This window comes from Chenggangzhangella methanolivorans (assembly GCF_019797865.1).
In the GTDB taxonomy this organism is placed as follows: Bacteria; Pseudomonadota; Alphaproteobacteria; order Rhizobiales; family Methylopilaceae; genus Methylopila; species Methylopila methanolivorans.
The window spans coordinates 3,260,579-3,274,821 of the sequence record NZ_CP081869.1 but is presented as its reverse complement, the minus strand read 5'-3'; the positions used below and the strand labels follow the sequence as shown (position 1 = coordinate 3,274,821).

Below are 14,243 nucleotides of genomic sequence, written 5' to 3'. Positions count from 1 at the left end.
TCACGGGCGTTCCCGTCTCCTCGGTGCGCGAGGCCGGCATCCGCCTGCAGCGCGGCGCGTCGGCTTCTACCCGACCTCGGGCCGCCCCTTCGTCCATCTCGACGCCGGCAGCATCCGCCGCCTGGCCGCGCATGAGCCGCTCGCAGCTCGCCAAGATCTTCCCGGGCGGCAAGACCGTCCACCAGCCGGCCGAAGGCGGCCAGATGCCGGGCTATCAGCTCGCCGCCGCCGAACTGCGTTCGCGCGGCGAGGTCTCGCTCGACAGCGCCTATGCGGCGGCGGCTCCTCGTCTTCCGGCAAGAGCTTCTTCGCGCGCCTCTTCGGCGGCGCGGACGAGAGCGAGGACGAGGCCTCGACCCAGGTGGCCGCGGCCCCGGCCCGCGGCGGCGCGGCGTCGTCGTCCTCGGGCGACGACGAAGGCGCGGCGGCGGCTCCGGCCCCGACCCGCGTCGCGACCGTCAAGGTCACGCCGATGCCGATGGCGCGCCCCGCCGACATGGTCCGTCCGTCGGCGCCCGCCGCCGCACAGGCCGAGACCGCCGTCGCCAGCGCGGTCGTGCCGATGCCGCCGATCGCGCCGTCGCGTCCGGCCCAGGCCGCGCAGGTCGCCATGGCCTCCGCCGTGCCGCTGCCGCCGGTCGCTCCGACCGCCGTCGCCGGCAAGCCGATCCCGCTGCCGCCCTCGGCCCCGTCCGACGGCTATCAGCTCGCCTCCGCCGAGGACGCCGGCCCGCAGATGGCCTGGAAGACCGGCGCGCAGCCGATGCAGGGCCAGCCGGTGCAGGCCACCGAGCCGGCGCTTGCGCTCGCCTCCAGCATTCCGACGCCGAAGCCGCGCCCGACGCCCGACAGCGCCATCGCGGTGCTGGCCGCGCTCCCGGCGCCGACCGCCGAACAGAAGCCGCGTGAGATCGACCCGAACGCGGCGAGCGCCTACCAGGCCGAGGCCTCGACGTTCCCGCGCCTGCCCGACGCGTTCCTCGGCAAGCGCCGCGTGAACGAGAACGGCGAGCTGTCGCTCGCCTATGCCGCGCCGGGCGTCGACGTCGGAGCCGCCCAGACCCGCGCCGCCGTCGCGCCGCAGACCAAGGTCACGGCCGCGGTGCCGACCGACCCGAACGTGCGCGTGCTGTCGCCCTACGCCACGCCCGCCGCGGTCTACGCCGCCGCCACCGCCCCGATGCGCCGCCGCGCGACGCTCAGCGTCGAGCCGATGGTCTCGACCCCGCTCGACGAGGCGAGCTACTCGGCCTTCCTGACCGAGGCGCGCGCCGAGTATTCGATGGAGATGCACCATCCGGCGCACGCCGCGGGGCTCTTCGTGTCGCCGACCGCGGCGCTCGCCGGCGGCTTCACGGCCGCCGTCGTCGGCGCCCGCTGCGACAAGTTTCAGGGCTCGTCGGTGATGCTGCTGCGCACGCAGTCGTTCATGACCGGCGACAATCTCGCGGCCAAGCCCGTCCGCCATCACGGCTGAGCGCGTCGCGCGTCGCCTGAAACGAAAGACAAAGCCCCGGACCCTGCAGTCCGGGGCTTTTGTTTTGCGCAACCGAACCACGCCGCCCCTCCCCTCAGAGCGCCCGAACCACGCCCGTCATCCCGGGCATGACCCGGGATCCAGAGCCGACGCCGCGACGGGAGTCTGGAACGGCCGGATCGGCTCTGGATCCCGGCTCTGCGGCCGGGATGACCCGGCGGCGGGTCGGTCGAGCCTTCGCGCCAAGCGCCACGGCCCCCTCCCCCCAGCGCGCCTGAACCACCCCGTCATCCCGAGCCTGACTCGGGATCCAGAACCGACGCCGCGACGGGAGTCTGGAACGGCCGGATCGGTTCTAGATCCCGGCTCTGCGGCCGGGATGACGCGGCGGCGGAGGGTCGGGCCTTTGCGCCAAACCAAGACCGCCCCCCCCCAGCGCGCCTGAACCATCCCCGTCATCCCGGGCTTGACCCGGGATCCAGAACCGACGCCGCGGCGGGAGTCTGGAACAGCCGGATCGGTTCTGGATCCCGGGTCAAGCCCGGGATGACGCCGCGGCGGCGAGTCGACGCGGCGGCGGGTCGGCGGCGGGTCGGCCGCCCGCCGTCTCTGCGACCGCCACGAAAAAGCCCCGGACCTCACGGCCCGGGGCTTTTTCACATCCGCGCGGCGAACCGCCTGTCAGTCGGCCTGCATGCCGAGCGCGGAGAGATAGAGGTCGAGGATCGCCTCCTGCTCGGCGCGCTCGCTGGCGTCCTGCTTGCGGACCGAGATGACCTTGCGGAGCACCTTGACGTCGAAGCCGTTGCCCTTGGCCTCGGCGTAGACCTCCTTGATGTCGTCCGCGATGCCCTTTTTCTCTTCCTCGAGCCGCTCGATGCGCTCGACGAAGGCCACGAGCTGGTCCTTGGCGACCTCATCCGGGTTGACCGTGCTCATCTGATCCCGCGCCTTTCCTTGGAAACCGAAGCGCATCCGGTTCGCAGACGCAACCGAGTCGGTCAAGCGTCCGGCATGTGGAAAGCGGGCGCAGAGCAGCCCGGCCGGTCAGGCGACAGGCGGAAACGCCACGCACGGCCCCTCGATCCGCAGGCGGATCGCGTCGAGGCCGCTGTCGGGATGCGCAGGCGCCCGCACCGACAGGCGCCGCTCGCCGACCGTCACGGTGAGGAGGTCGTGGTCGCCGCGGAAACTTCGCTCGACCACCGTCGCGGCCTGTCCGGGCGCGCCGAGAACGATCTGCTCCGGCCGCACGCAGACCGACGCGCGGCCGTCGCCCTGCGGCGGCGCGGCGACAAGCGCGGCGGGCCCGAGCGGGGTTTCGGCGGCCGCGCCCGTCACGGTCGCCTCGAGAAAGATCGCGCCGCCGGTGATGCGCGCGACCGCGGCGCTCGCAGGCCGGCGGTAGACGGCGCGGGGCTCGTCCTGCTGGGCGATGCGGCCCTCCTGCATGACGGCGACGACGTCGGCCGAGGCGAAGGCCTCTTCGGGGTCGTGCGTCACGAGCACCGCGGAGGCGCCGGCGCGCTGGAGCGCCGCGGTGACTTCGGCGCAGAGGCTGCGGCGCAGGTCGAGGTCGAGGCCGTTGAACGGCTCGTCCAGCACCACGAGCTTCGGCCCGGGCGCAAGCGCGCGGGCGAGCGCGACGCGCTGCTGCTGGCCGCCGGACAGCTGGTGAGGATAGCGCTCCATCAGCGCCTCGAGCCCGACGAGCGCCAGCGCCGCGCCGATGCGCTCCCTGGTGCGCTCGCGGCGCTTCAGGCCGTAGCCGACATTGCCGGCGACGGTGAGATGGGGAAACAGCGCGCCTTCCTGAGGCACATAGCCGACGCGGCGCTTTTCGGGCGGCAGGTGCGAGCCGGAGCCCGACACACGCGCGCCGTCGATCAGGATCTCGCCGCCGTCGATCCGATCAAAGCCCGCGATGGCGCGCAGCAGCGTGGTCTTTCCGCAGCCGGAAGGCCCGAGCAACGCCGCTATCTTGCCGGGCTCCACCGCGAAATCGACGCCGCGCAGCACGGCGTGGCCGGCGAAGGCCTTCGACACGTCGCGGACTTGCACGCTTTTCGTCACAGGTCGTGAAGCTCCAGGCTGCGGCGCGTGAAGACATAGACCGGCAGAGCCGAAAGCGCGACCAGAAGCGCGGCGAAGGGAGCGGCGGCGGCGTATTGGCCGTCGTTGGCCCGCGACCAGACTTCGGTGGCGAGCGTCGTGACGCCGATGGGCGCGAGCAGCAGGGTCGCGGTGAGCTCTCGGGCGAGCTCCAGCGTCATCAGCGCAAGCGACGCCCCGACGCCTGGCAGGATCGCGGGCAGCGTCACCGAGACGAAGGCGAGGAACGGGCCCTTGCCCAAGCTGCGCGCGACCTCCTCCAGCCGCGGCGGCGCGAGCTCCACCGAGGCCCTGAGCGCCGATTGGGCGAGCGGCAGGAACAGGGCGGCGTAGGCGGCGAAGAGCAGCGCGGAGGTCTGGTAGAGGTCGGGCAGGAAACGGATCGCGAAGAAGGTGAGCGCGAGCGCCACCACCACGCCCGGCAGGCCATGGACGACGTAAGGCAGCCGGTCGACGAGCCGCGACGCCGGGCCCGGATGGCGGATGGCGGCGAGCACCAGCGGCAGCGCGAGCGCCGTGACGATCACCGCGCCAGGCAGAGCGAGCGAGAGCGTGCCGCCGATCGCCGGCCAGATGTCCGGCAGGCCCCGCGTGGTCGAGGCGCCCACCGCGGCCCAATAGACCAGCATCCCGGCCGGGACCGCCGTCGAAAGCGCGATCAGCGCGGCGAGGCCCGCCAGCACGAAGGGTTTGGCGCGCCCGAGCGCGATCGCCCGTTGCGTGCGCCGCGCGCCGCGGCCGGACCGCGAGACGCGCACGCCGCGCCGCAGCCGCATCTCGCCGAAGGCCGCCGGAAGCGTCAGCGCCAGCAGCACCGCGGACTGAAGCGCGGCGGTCGCGCTGTCGAACTGGAGTTCGTAGGAGGCGAAGATCGCGGTCGTGAAGGTCTGGACGCGCAGCAGCGCCAGCGCGCCGAACTCGGCGAGCATGTGGGTCAACACCAGCAGGGCGCCCGCCCCCAGCGCCGGCCAGGCCTGCGGCAGCACCACGCCGAAGAAGGTTCTGGCGGGCGAGCGCCCGAGCGAGCGCGACACGTCCTCGAAGGCCGGGTCCATGCCCCTGAGCGCCGCGGCGACCGGCAGATAGACGAGCGGAAAATGCGACAGCGACAGGATCAGGATCGCGCCCGCCATCCCCTGGAACGCGACGTCGATCGAGGCCCAGGCGAAGCTCGCGACGAAGGCCGGCACCGCAAGCGGCAGCGCCGCGGCGATGCGCCAGAACGGGCGGAACGGAATGTCGGAGCGCTCGACGCACCAGGCGGCCGCGACGCCGAGCACGGACGAAATCACGGTGACGGACACGCCGAGCGCGACGGTGTTGAGCAGAAGCTCGAGCGTGCGCGGGCGAATGAGCTCGGCGGCGACGCCTGCGGCCCCGGCCTCGCTCGCGCGCAGGGCCACATAGACCAGCGGCAGCGCGATCAGCAGGCAGGGGACGAGCGCGGCGAGCGCGAGCCAGAGCGGCGGCGCGCTCTCCCACCGCCGCGACGCAAGGCTCATGCGAGCCCGGCTTCGCGCTGGAGCGAGAGCGCCTCGACCGCGTCGCTGACGTCGTCGGGCGTGAGATCCGGCGGGTCGAGCTGGTCGAGGGGCTTGAGGTCGTAAGGAGAGGCGACGCCGGGCCGCACCGGATATTCGGCCACCGCCTCGACGATCGCCTTCTGGCCGGCGTCGCCGGTCATGAAGGCGAGGAAGCGCTGGGCGAGCTCGGGCTTCTTGCTGGAGGCGAGCGCGCCGGCGGCGGAGAGCGTCACCAGCGCTCCGGGGTCTTTCTTGCCGAGATAATGCAGCTCGCAGCGCATGTTTTCCGGGCCGATCTCGTCGGCGACCGCATACCAGTAGTAGGAGTTGACGAGCGCCGTCGCGATCTCGCCGCGCTGCACCGCCTGCACGGCCGCGACGTTGCCGTTGTAGACGCGTCCGTTCTCCTTCAGCCCCTTCAGCCAGCCGAGCGCGGCGTCGCGCCCCTTCAGCCTCAGGATCGCGAGCGACTGGCTCTGGAACTCGCCGCTCGTCGGCACATAGGCGACGCGATCCTTGAAGGCGGGCGTGGCGAAATCGAGCACCGAGGCCGGCAGCTCTTCCGCCTTCACGGCCTGCTTGTCGTAGGCCACCACCCGGCAGCGCGCCGTGACGCCGATCCAGCGGCCGTCATTGGCCGCATAGCGGGCGGGGATCTGGTCGAGCGTCGCCTTGTCGACCGGCGCCAGCAGCTTCCGCGCGGCGAGCGTGGTGACGGGCGCGGTCTCTTCGGAGAAGAACACGTCGGCGGGAGAGCGCGCGCCCTCCTCGACGATCTGGTTCGCGAGCTGAGCGCTGCCGCCTTTCCGGATCGCGACCGTCACGCCGGTCGCCGCCATGAAGGCGTGGACGACCGCGGTCGCGGGCTCGGCGTGCTGGCCGTTGTAGAGCACGAGCGTCTCGGCCGCGAAGGCGCGGGCCGGCAGCAGCGCGGGCGCCGCGAGCGCGACCCCGGCGCGGAGAACGTCGCGCCTGTGCAGAGGCTTCATTAGAATAACTCTAAGAACACCAAAGTCATCTCATGCCGGAAGAAGGTCTTCCGGGGAGACATGTCAAGCGCGACGCCCCTTGTCCCGGCCTTGAGCCGGGACCCAGAACCGAGACGGTTCGAAGAACAAACGGCGCGCGTCCTGCGACTTTCGGAAACGGCGTCGGCTCTGGGTCCCGGCTCAAGGCCGGGACAAGGGCGCGGTTCCTGCGCTCAGACCGACAGAGCCGCGCGTTCCACCAGCGCCGGCTCTTGGCCCCGCGGCTCGCCCTCAATGGGTTTCGCCGCCCGCCATGCCTCGGGAGACGCCGCGCCGAGATGATGCCGGTAGAGCGCCCCGAGCCGCGTGTCCCCGAGCGCCCTTCCGAACACCAGCGCCAGGATGTCGGAGCCCGGGCTCCAGTTGCCCTCGATCAGCACCGGGCCGGTCTCCGAAAGCCCGACGTCCCAGCCGATCACCGAAAACCCATGCCGGAACGCCTCATGGGCGCGCGACGCGAGCGCAAGCGCGGCGTCGAGGTCGGGCGGGCGGCGGCCCTTCAGCACCGCGCCGGTCGACGGATGGCGCTCCACCTCGACCACGCGCCCCCCCGCGCGGCGGAACGCGCGGGCGATGCGGCCGTCTTCGTCGAGGCCCGCCACGATGTTGCCGGCGTTGAAATTGTCGACCGCGCGCGGGCCGCCGGCCGAGAGGCGGATGACGCGGTCGCAGACCTCGGCCCGGCCGGCCTCGTCGATCGCGGTCATCACCCGAAGCGTCGGCAGCGCGCCGGGGGAGAGATCATGGAGATCGGGATGCGCGAGGCACGCGCGTTGCAGCACGCCGCCGCGGGAAAGCATCTCCGTCGCGCCCGCGATCGCCTCGGCGGCGCCGATCGGTCGCCGTCGCGCAGCCAGCCGCCGCGCTCGCGGCGAAAGCCCAGAATGCCCTGCCCCTTCGAGGCGTAATTGGGCTTGGCCAGAAATGCGCTCAGCCCGTCGAGCCAAGGCGCAAGCGCATCGGAAGGGCCGTCGAACTGCTCCGGGACGGCGAGCCCGGCCTGCCGGCAACGGGCGGCGAACAGGCGCTTGTTCTTGAGCGGGTTTTGCGCCAGCGGAAACGCGCCGGGATTGATCAGCCGGTGCACGCCCTTGCGCGCCGCCATTGAGAGATGCGCGCGCCGGTCGAGCCCGGGCTCCAGCAGCGCCTCTTCGGCCGCGTTCCAGCCATTCGCCCAGGCGCCGTTTCGGCCGAGCGCCGGAAGGTTCGCGAGCGCGGCGGCGGCCGACAGAGCAAGCGCGAGCGCGCGGTCGGAGGCGGACCAATGGCGGCGGAGAGCTTCGAAATAGAGGGCTGCGAGATCGGCGTCGGCGGAGCCTCGCGGCTTGGCGAACAGCAGCCGCGGAGGAATCACGCGAAGCGTCAGCACGGCGGCAGGCGCCCGTCAGGCCGCGGCGGGCGCGCGGCGGGAAGCGGTCTCGTCGGTCGCGGCGCGGCGGCGGGCGATGACCTCTTCGGCGACCTTCAGGCTGCGTTCGGCGTCGACGTCGATCGCGGTCGCGCCGTCGCTCACCACCACGGGGCGGATGTCGAGGCCGAAGCGCTTCGACAGCCGCGCGCAGCCCTGCTCGAGCGTGCCGAGGCCGAAGCGGAAGCGCACCAGCTCGAACAGCCCCGCGACGCCGAGCGCGCCGATGACGCGGCTCGGATGCTTCACGAACTGCCCGCCGGTGCGGAACAGCTCCGCGGGCGCGAGCGCCGAGCGCGCGCCGATCCAGTAGCTGTTGCAGTTGGAGTAGTAGCCGCAGCCGAAGCGGTAGAACCGGCGCTGGCCGTCCGGATGGGCGGCGAGCACGTCCTCGCGCCGGCGAGCGCGACCGCGACGTCGGCGCCGCGGGCGCGCGCCGCGCCGTCGATCTCGCGGACCGTGGCGGGCGTCAGCAGCACGTTGTCGGCGGTGGTGATCAGGACCGGGAACTCCTGGCCCTCGAGCGCGAAGAACACGCTGTCGACGAGGTTCGGACGCGCGTCGCGGATGTCGAGCCGGCCGTCGCGGATGAGCGCCGCGACCTCGGGCAGGGACTCGATTCCCGAACCAGCGTTGATCGAAACCACGATCCGGCCGACCGTCGGGGTCTTGGCGAGCGTCGTCAGCGCGTGGAGCAGCATCGGGCAGCCCGCGACCGGAACCATGGCCTTCAACGTGACGCCCGTGGCCTCGGCGAGCGGATCGACGCGGCCCTCGCGCTGGCCGGCGAGCAGGAGGACGGTGAGCGGCCGCCCTGCAGGGACCTCGGTCACGCCGCCCGTTCCATCAGCGCGGCGGAGATGACGCCCTGCCGGCGCATGCTGTGGGCGACGATCGATTCGACGAGCGTGGCGTGGTCCATCCCGATGCTGGCGGCCGAGCGCGAGATGCTCTTCCGGGACCACAGATTGCAGGACAGGTTCACTTCCATGAAGCTGATCGCGCCGGATTTCGGATCGAAGCGGAACTCGAAGCGCCCGTAGTCGAACGGCCAGAGCTCGGCGCAGAGCCGGCGGGAATAGTCGTTGAGGCGCTCGACGACGTCGCGGTCCTCGACCACCGACAGCGGATCGGACCCGGCGAGCGTCGGCACAAGCGCGCGCTTCTCTTCATAGGAGCGGAGCTCGCCCGGCGTCTCGGGCGTGTGCGCCATCGGCGGCAGCAGCCACGGCTCGGGCCCATCGCCGCCGATCACCGGCACGGCGACGTCGAGGATCGGATGATACTCCTCCACCACCACGTCGTGGCCGAGCGCGTGCAGACGCTCGACATGCTCGCGGGCCGAGGCCCAGTCGTCGACGATCTTCACGCCCCAGGAGGCTGAGGAGGCGTTGGGCTTCACGACCAGACGCTCGGCGCGGAAGCCGGGCTCGACGACCGGCTGGCCGAGGCGGCACGAGATCCAGCGCGCTGTCGGCACGCCGTGGCGCGCGGCCACGACCTTGCTGAGATGCTTGTCGTCGGCGAGGCCCCGGATGATCGGGCTCGCGCCGAGGAACGGCACGCCGCGGCGCGCGAGCAGCAGCGGGGCCAGCATCTCGGAGTTCTGGAAACCGGCGCGGTTCAGCAGCGTGAACACGAAGTCGGCCCTGACCTCGCCCTCGACGGAAGAGAAGTCCTGAGCCGGCGTAACGTCCAGGCCGATCGCCTCGAGCGTCGTGCGGAGCTCATGGTGGTAGATGGCGTGGTTGCCGTCGACCTGATCGGGCGCGCCTGTGCTCGCGGCGTGCTTGGCGAGCAGCATGACGCGCAGCCGATCCTTGTCGGACTGGGCGATGCGGGGGGCGCGTGTGTGAGACGGTTCAGCATGGATGCAAGCTTAGACGTGCGCCGCGACAGTTTAGAGACGATCAACCCTTTGGATCGTCACCGACCTGTCGCTTTCCTGTCACCAGAATCGGCATAGGTCTTCGGTTCACCTGATTTATCACGCAGATGTTCCAAGCATTCCGTCCCGCCGCCCAAGCCGCGCCGGTCGTCTGGGCGCTGCTCGCGAGGCGGCCGGGCGACAACGCGCAGATCGAGACGCTCGCAGCCGCCACCGGGCTGCCGGTCGTCGTCAAGCGTCTTGAGTTGCGCAAGGGGCTCGAGGCGCTGCCCAATCTCAGGCGGACAGGATCGCTGTTCTCCTACGACGCCGCGACGCAGGACGCGCTGCGCGCCGCGCCGCCGCCGGACCTCGTGATCGCAGCCGGCAAACGGTCCGCGCCGGCCGCGCTCTGGCTCAAGGCGCGGCGAGGCAGCCGGCTCCTGCATCTTGGCCGCAGCTGGGCACCGGGCGCGTGGTTCGACGCGGTCCTCACCACGCCGCAATACGGCCAGCCTCCGGGTCCGAACGTCGTCGTCAACCTGTTTCCATTGACGCCGCCGCGCGCCGAAGCGGCGGGAGACCCCGGCGACCTCGCCGCGCTTGCGCGCCCGAGGCTGCTCGTCGCCGCGGGCGGAGACGCCGCGGGACTGCGTTTCGGCCCCGCGGAGGCCGCGGCGCTCGCCCGGCGCGCGCTCGAGCGCCAGCGCGACGACGGCGGCGCCCTGATGGTCGCGACCTCGCCGCGCACCAGCGCCGCGGCGGCGGAGGCGCTCAAAGCCGCGATCCCGCCCTCGGGCGACCGGCTGGTCTCGATCTTCGGCGAGGACCCGAACCGCTACCGCGACTTCCTCGCGGCCGCCGACGCCGCGATCGTCACCGAGGACAGCGTCTCGATGGCGGCCGACGCCGCTGCGACCGGGCGTCCGGTCGAATTCTTTTCGCTCACGCCCCGGCGCGACGGCTCCGGTCTGCTGCGCAGCGCGCTCGGCGCGATCGGCCTCGACCGCCGCGGCCGCCGCCGGCCTCATCGATTCCGGGCGCGAGATCCGCGCGCATATGAGCGCGCTGAAGACCCGGCGGCTGGCTCGACGGGTCCGCCCCGGCGCGGATCGAGGCGGAGCTCGCCGCCGCCGCGGCGCTCGCCCGCAGGCTGGCGGCGCAAGCGCGCTGAGCTCCGAGAGAACCACCGCGTCATGCCCGCGCTCTTGGCGCGGGTATCCACGACTTCGGCGTCGCGCCCGGCGATCCCAGAAAGTCGTGGATGCCCGGCTCCGCCGGGCATGACGGCTGCGGGCGGTCTCGCCTGGCGGCGCTAGCCGAGGGCGCGGAAGGCGAGCGCGGCGTTCAGCCCGCCGAACGCGAAGGAGTTCGACAGAGCGGCCGGGATCGCCATCTCGCGCGCGACGTTGGGGACGCAGTCGATGTCGCAGCGCGGGTCGGGCGCGTCGAAATTCGCGGTCGGCGGGGCGACGGAGCGCCGCATCGCCAGCACCGTCGCCACCGCCTCGATCGCGCCGGCGGCGCCGAGCGAATGGCCGGTCACGCCCTTGATCGAGGAGACCGGCGGAACGCGCCCGGCGCCGAACAGCGCGTTTAGCGCCTCGGCCTCGGCGACGTCGTTGGCGGCCGTTCCGGTGCCGTGGGCGTTCACATAGGCGATCTCGCCTGCGTCGAGCCCGCCATCCTCGATCGCGAGCCGCATCGCCGCCGTCATGCCCTCGACGCTCGGCGCGAGCAGGCTGCCGGCGTCGGCGGTCGCGCCGTAGCCCGCGAGCTCGATCGCGGCCTCCGCGCCGCGGCGGCGCGCATGCGCCTCGGTCTCCAGGATGATCGCGCCCGCGCCTTCGCCCAGCATCAGCCCGTCGCGCCCGCGCGCGAACGGTCTGCAGGCGGTCGAGGTCATGATCTTCATGGCCTCCCAGGAGTTGAGGCAGCCAAGCGACAGCGGCGCCTCGGTCCCGCCCGCGATCGCGACGTCGGCGACGCCGGCCCGCAGAAGCTGGAGCGCAACGCCGATCGCGTGGGTGGCGGAGGCGCAGGCGCTCGAGGTGACGAAGCAGGGCCCGCGCGCGCCCGTGGTCATCGACACCCAGCTCGCCGAGGAGCTCACCATCACCTTCGACACGGTGCGCGGATGTGGCCGCGCGGAGGGATCGGCGGAGCGGCGGGCGTATTGCTCCTCGACGCTCATGATGCCGCCGCCGCCGCAGCCGATGATCGCCGCGACGCGGTCCGGCCGCTCGAACGGCCCCGAAAAGCCGGCGTCGGCCAGCGCCTCGCGCGCCGCGCCGACGGCCAGCAGCGCGCTGCGGTCGCAGGCCGCGAGATTGACGCCGAGATGCTGGAACGGCTCCGGATCGAGGATCTCGGCGACCAAGACCCCGCTCCCGGGCGCGCCCGAGGCCTCGCGGAACGTCGGCCTCGCCGAGATCAACGACGACCAGAACCGGCCGGCGTCGAGCCCGGCAGCCGACATGACGCCGACGCCTGTGACGAGGATGCGCGTCACGCGGTCTTCTTGGCCTCGACGAGCGCCACGACCTTGTCCGCGAGCAGCCCCACGGTGCTGATGTCCGAGAAGCTCGCGTTCGCGTTGTAGTCGATCTCGACGCCGTATTTCTCTTCGATCTTGAAGACGATTTCGACGAAGTCGAAGGAATCGACGCCGATCTTGTCGAGTTGGGTCGCGGCGCTGAGCTCCTTGACCTTGGCGTAGCCCCGGATGATGTCGATCACGCCGTCCCGCACGGCGTCCCGGTCGACGGGCGTCCCTTCGACTTGCGCGGACATGTCCCCCTCGCACCGCAAGCGGCCGCCTCCTAAGCTTTCGGCGGCGGACACAATTTCTCCGGGAACAACTGTCTCAGCGGCCTTGGCGGAAAGCAAGCAGGAAGGTTGGAGGGTGGCGGACGCCTTTCGGATCGAGAGATCCGGGCGAACGCCGCCCGGATCTCGCGGTCGCTCACCAGCCGATCGCCGTCGGCAGCCATGTGGCGATGCCGGGGAAGGCGAACACCAGCACGAGCGCGATGAGCTGGAGGCCGATGAACGGCACGACGCCCTTGTAGATGTCGAGCGTCGTCACCTCCGGGGGCGCGACGCCCCGGAGGTAGAACAGCGCCCAGCCGAAGGGCGGCGTCAGGAACGAGGTCTGGAGCACCACCGCGATGAGGGAGGCGGCCCAGACGATGTTGACGCCGTCGGCGAGCATCAGCGGCAGGAACATCGGCACGACGATGTAGCTGATCTCGATCCACTCGATGAAGAAGCCGAGCACGAAGATGATCGCCAGCATGAAGATCAGCATGCCGGTGGCCCCGCCCGGAACGAGCTCGAAGGCGTCGTGGACGAGCTTCTCGCCGCCGAGCCCGCGGAAGGCGAGCGCGAACACCTGCGAGCAGATCAGGATGAAGAACATCGTGGCGGTGATGCGCGCGGTGGAGTTCACCACGTCCACGAGCGTCTTCATCGTCAGCCGTCCGGCGACCGCGGCCACGATGATCGAGCCCACCGCGCCCATCGAGGCGGCCTCGGTCGGCGCCGCGACGCCGCCGATGATCGAGCCGAGCACCGCAAGCACCAGCGCGATCGGCGGCACGCCGACCTTCAGCGTCTTCTTCAGCAGCTCCTTTCGCGGCATCGCCTGGCGTTCGGCGAGCGGAATGGCGGGCGCCATCTCTGGCTTGAACACGCCGACGAGCAAGATGTAGCCGCCGAGGATCGCGGTCAGCAGCAGGCCGGGGAAGACGGCCGCGGCGAACAGCGTGCCGACCGACTCTCCCATGATGTCGGCGAGCAGGATGATGACCGTCGATGGCGGGATGAGCTGGCCGAGAGAGCCCGACGCGCAGATCGCCCCGCAGGACAGTTGCTTGTCGTATCCGCGGCGCAGCAGCGTCGGGAGCGTGAGGAGGCCGAGCGTCACGATGGTGGCGCCCACGATGCCCGTGGTCGCGCCCATCAGCGCGCCGACCAGCACGATGCCGAGCCCCATGCCGCCGCGAAGGCCGCCGGCCAGATAGCCGATCACCTCCATCAACTCGTCGGCCATGCGCGATTTCTCGAGCATGACCCCCATGAAGACGAAGAGCGGGATGGCGATCAGCGTGTAGTTCGCGGTCACGCCGTAGATGCGCGCCGGCAAGAGGTTGAAGAGGCCCGTCCCAAAGCCGATCCAGCCGAACACGAAGCCGGAGATGGCGAGCGTCAGCGCGACCGGCACGCCGACGAACAGGAGCACGAAGAAGGATGCGATGCAGGCGATCGCGAGGATCTCGTTAACCGGCATTGATCGACGCCGTCTTGAGACCGTCGCGACCGCCGAAGAACGGCTTCAGCGCGCGCAGAACCGCGCCCAGGCTCTGAACGCCGAACAGGACGAAGCCCGCCGGGATCATGGCCTTGATAATCCAGCGATAGGGCAGCCCGCCGGGGTCCGGAGAGCCTTCGCCAATGCGGTAGGATTGCATGACGTAGGGGATCGAGATCTTGACCACGATCACCGCGAGCGCGAGCGCGCAGAGCGCCGAGAACAGGTCGATGAGACGGCGCGCCATCTCGGGCAGGCGCGAATAGAGCACGTCGACGCGGACGTGCCCGTCATGCTTGATCGCGTAGGCGATGCACAGCAGCGTCAGCGGCGCCATCAGGTGCCATTCAAGCTCCTGCGTGGCGACCGACCCCACTTTGAACAGGTAGCGGGCCACGACGTTGCCCGCCATGACGAGGACGAGCGCAAGGCCCGTCCACGCCGCGACGCGGCCCAGAACCTCGACGACGGCGTCAAGGCCCCGGGCCCATTTTTCCAGAAGCTCGGGCATGTGAG

The 14,243-nt window shown here is 71.6% G+C and carries 15 protein-coding genes; 2 read left to right on the top strand and 13 right to left on the bottom strand.

Annotated features, from left to right (window positions below):
* Nucleotides 1-361 precede the first annotated feature (361 nt).
* Entirely contained in the window at nt 362-1,477 is a 1,116-nt protein-coding gene (locus K6K41_RS17190; protein ID WP_261401528.1) for a hypothetical protein, read from the top strand.
* 681 nt (nt 1,478-2,158) lie between these two features.
* Here K6K41_RS17190 and K6K41_RS17185 read toward each other — a convergent pair.
* The 9 genes from K6K41_RS17185 to K6K41_RS17145 all read right to left on the bottom strand — a co-directional run bounded on the left by K6K41_RS17185 (nt 2,159) and on the right by K6K41_RS17145 (nt 9,352).
* Nucleotides 2,159-2,416: a DUF2312 domain-containing protein gene (locus tag K6K41_RS17185; protein ID WP_261401527.1), complete on the bottom strand. Its 258-nt coding sequence runs from the start codon at nt 2,414-2,416 to the stop codon at nt 2,159-2,161.
* Nucleotides 2,417-2,524: 108 nt separating this feature from the next.
* On the bottom strand, nt 2,525-3,538 hold the full coding sequence (locus K6K41_RS17180; RefSeq protein WP_261401526.1) for an ABC transporter ATP-binding protein: 1,014 nt from the start codon (nt 3,536-3,538) through the stop codon (nt 2,525-2,527).
* An 8-nt stretch (nt 3,539-3,546) separates the two neighbouring features.
* The gene (locus K6K41_RS17175) at nt 3,547-5,091 is read right to left on the bottom strand and encodes an ABC transporter permease (RefSeq protein ID WP_261401525.1); all 1,545 of its coding nucleotides are present in this window, start codon (nt 5,089-5,091) and stop codon (nt 3,547-3,549) included.
* Nucleotides 5,088-6,101 (bottom strand): extracellular solute-binding protein, encoded by a 1,014-nt coding sequence (locus tag K6K41_RS17170; protein WP_261401524.1) that lies wholly within the window; start codon nt 6,099-6,101, stop codon nt 5,088-5,090. Before K6K41_RS17170 ends, K6K41_RS17175 begins: the two co-directional genes overlap by 4 nt.
* Before the next feature lie 212 nt (nt 6,102-6,313).
* Nucleotides 6,314-6,940 (bottom strand): sugar-transfer associated ATP-grasp domain-containing protein, encoded by a 627-nt coding sequence (locus K6K41_RS17165; protein WP_261401523.1) that lies wholly within the window; start codon nt 6,938-6,940, stop codon nt 6,314-6,316.
* Complete coding sequence (locus K6K41_RS17160) at nt 6,847-7,509, bottom strand: ATP-grasp domain-containing protein (protein ID WP_261401522.1); 663 nt, start codon at nt 7,507-7,509, stop codon at nt 6,847-6,849. The genes K6K41_RS17165 and K6K41_RS17160 overlap by 94 nt, the downstream gene beginning before the upstream one ends.
* A gap of 15 nt (nt 7,510-7,524) precedes the next feature.
* Nucleotides 7,525-7,797 (bottom strand): hypothetical protein, encoded by a 273-nt coding sequence (locus K6K41_RS17155; RefSeq protein ID WP_261401521.1) that lies wholly within the window; start codon nt 7,795-7,797, stop codon nt 7,525-7,527.
* Complete coding sequence (locus K6K41_RS17150) at nt 7,794-8,381, bottom strand: nucleotidyltransferase family protein (RefSeq protein ID WP_261401520.1); 588 nt, start codon at nt 8,379-8,381, stop codon at nt 7,794-7,796. Before K6K41_RS17150 ends, K6K41_RS17155 begins: the two co-directional genes overlap by 4 nt.
* Nucleotides 8,378-9,352: a D-alanine--D-alanine ligase family protein gene (locus K6K41_RS17145; RefSeq protein ID WP_261401519.1), complete on the bottom strand. Its 975-nt coding sequence runs from the start codon at nt 9,350-9,352 to the stop codon at nt 8,378-8,380. Before K6K41_RS17145 ends, K6K41_RS17150 begins: the two co-directional genes overlap by 4 nt.
* A 191-nt stretch (nt 9,353-9,543) precedes the next feature.
* Between K6K41_RS17145 and K6K41_RS17140 the strand changes: the two genes are divergently transcribed.
* Nucleotides 9,544-10,734: a mitochondrial fission ELM1 family protein gene (locus tag K6K41_RS17140; protein WP_261401518.1), complete on the top strand. Its 1,191-nt coding sequence runs from the start codon at nt 9,544-9,546 to the stop codon at nt 10,732-10,734.
* On the opposite strand, the gene K6K41_RS17135 is transcribed toward K6K41_RS17140, so the two are convergent.
* From K6K41_RS17135 to K6K41_RS17120, 4 genes are all read right to left on the bottom strand, one after another.
* Nucleotides 10,731-11,927, bottom strand: a complete 1,197-nt coding sequence (locus tag K6K41_RS17135) for a beta-ketoacyl-[acyl-carrier-protein] synthase family protein (protein ID WP_261401517.1) — start codon at nt 11,925-11,927, stop codon at nt 10,731-10,733. The two genes, K6K41_RS17140 and K6K41_RS17135, sit on opposite strands and share 4 nt — an antisense overlap.
* Nucleotides 11,924-12,208 (bottom strand): acyl carrier protein, encoded by a 285-nt coding sequence (locus K6K41_RS17130; protein ID WP_261401516.1) that lies wholly within the window; start codon nt 12,206-12,208, stop codon nt 11,924-11,926. Before K6K41_RS17130 ends, K6K41_RS17135 begins: the two co-directional genes overlap by 4 nt.
* Nucleotides 12,209-12,380: 172 nt before the next feature.
* The gene (locus K6K41_RS17125) at nt 12,381-13,706 is read right to left on the bottom strand and encodes a TRAP transporter large permease (protein WP_261401515.1); all 1,326 of its coding nucleotides are present in this window, start codon (nt 13,704-13,706) and stop codon (nt 12,381-12,383) included.
* A complete protein-coding gene (locus tag K6K41_RS17120) occupies nt 13,696-14,238 on the bottom strand; it encodes a TRAP transporter small permease subunit (RefSeq protein WP_261401514.1) in 543 nt (180 codons plus the stop codon). The genes K6K41_RS17125 and K6K41_RS17120 overlap by 11 nt, the downstream gene beginning before the upstream one ends.
* Nucleotides 14,239-14,243: the final 5 nt, after the last annotated feature.

Coding starts and splice junctions, on each gene's coding strand:
- K6K41_RS17185 (WP_261401527.1), bottom strand. CDS start 2,416: ATGAGCACGGTCAACCCGGATGAGGTCGCCAAGGACCAGCTCGTGGCC.
- K6K41_RS17175 (WP_261401525.1), bottom strand. CDS start 5,091: ATGAGCCTTGCGTCGCGGCGGTGGGAGAGCGCGCCGCCGCTCTGGCTC.
- K6K41_RS17170 (WP_261401524.1), bottom strand. CDS start 6,101: ATGAAGCCTCTGCACAGGCGCGACGTTCTCCGCGCCGGGGTCGCGCTC.
- K6K41_RS17165 (WP_261401523.1), bottom strand. CDS start 6,940: ATGCTTTCCCGCGGCGGCGTGCTGCAACGCGCGTGCCTCGCGCATCCC.
- K6K41_RS17145 (WP_261401519.1), bottom strand. CDS start 9,352: ATGCTGCTCGCCAAGCACGCCGCGAGCACAGGCGCGCCCGATCAGGTC.
- K6K41_RS17140 (WP_261401518.1), top strand. CDS start 9,544: ATGTTCCAAGCATTCCGTCCCGCCGCCCAAGCCGCGCCGGTCGTCTGG.
- K6K41_RS17130 (WP_261401516.1), bottom strand. CDS start 12,208: ATGTCCGCGCAAGTCGAAGGGACGCCCGTCGACCGGGACGCCGTGCGG.
- K6K41_RS17125 (WP_261401515.1), bottom strand. CDS start 13,706: ATGCCGGTTAACGAGATCCTCGCGATCGCCTGCATCGCATCCTTCTTC.
- K6K41_RS17120 (WP_261401514.1), bottom strand. CDS start 14,238: ATGCCCGAGCTTCTGGAAAAATGGGCCCGGGGCCTTGACGCCGTCGTC.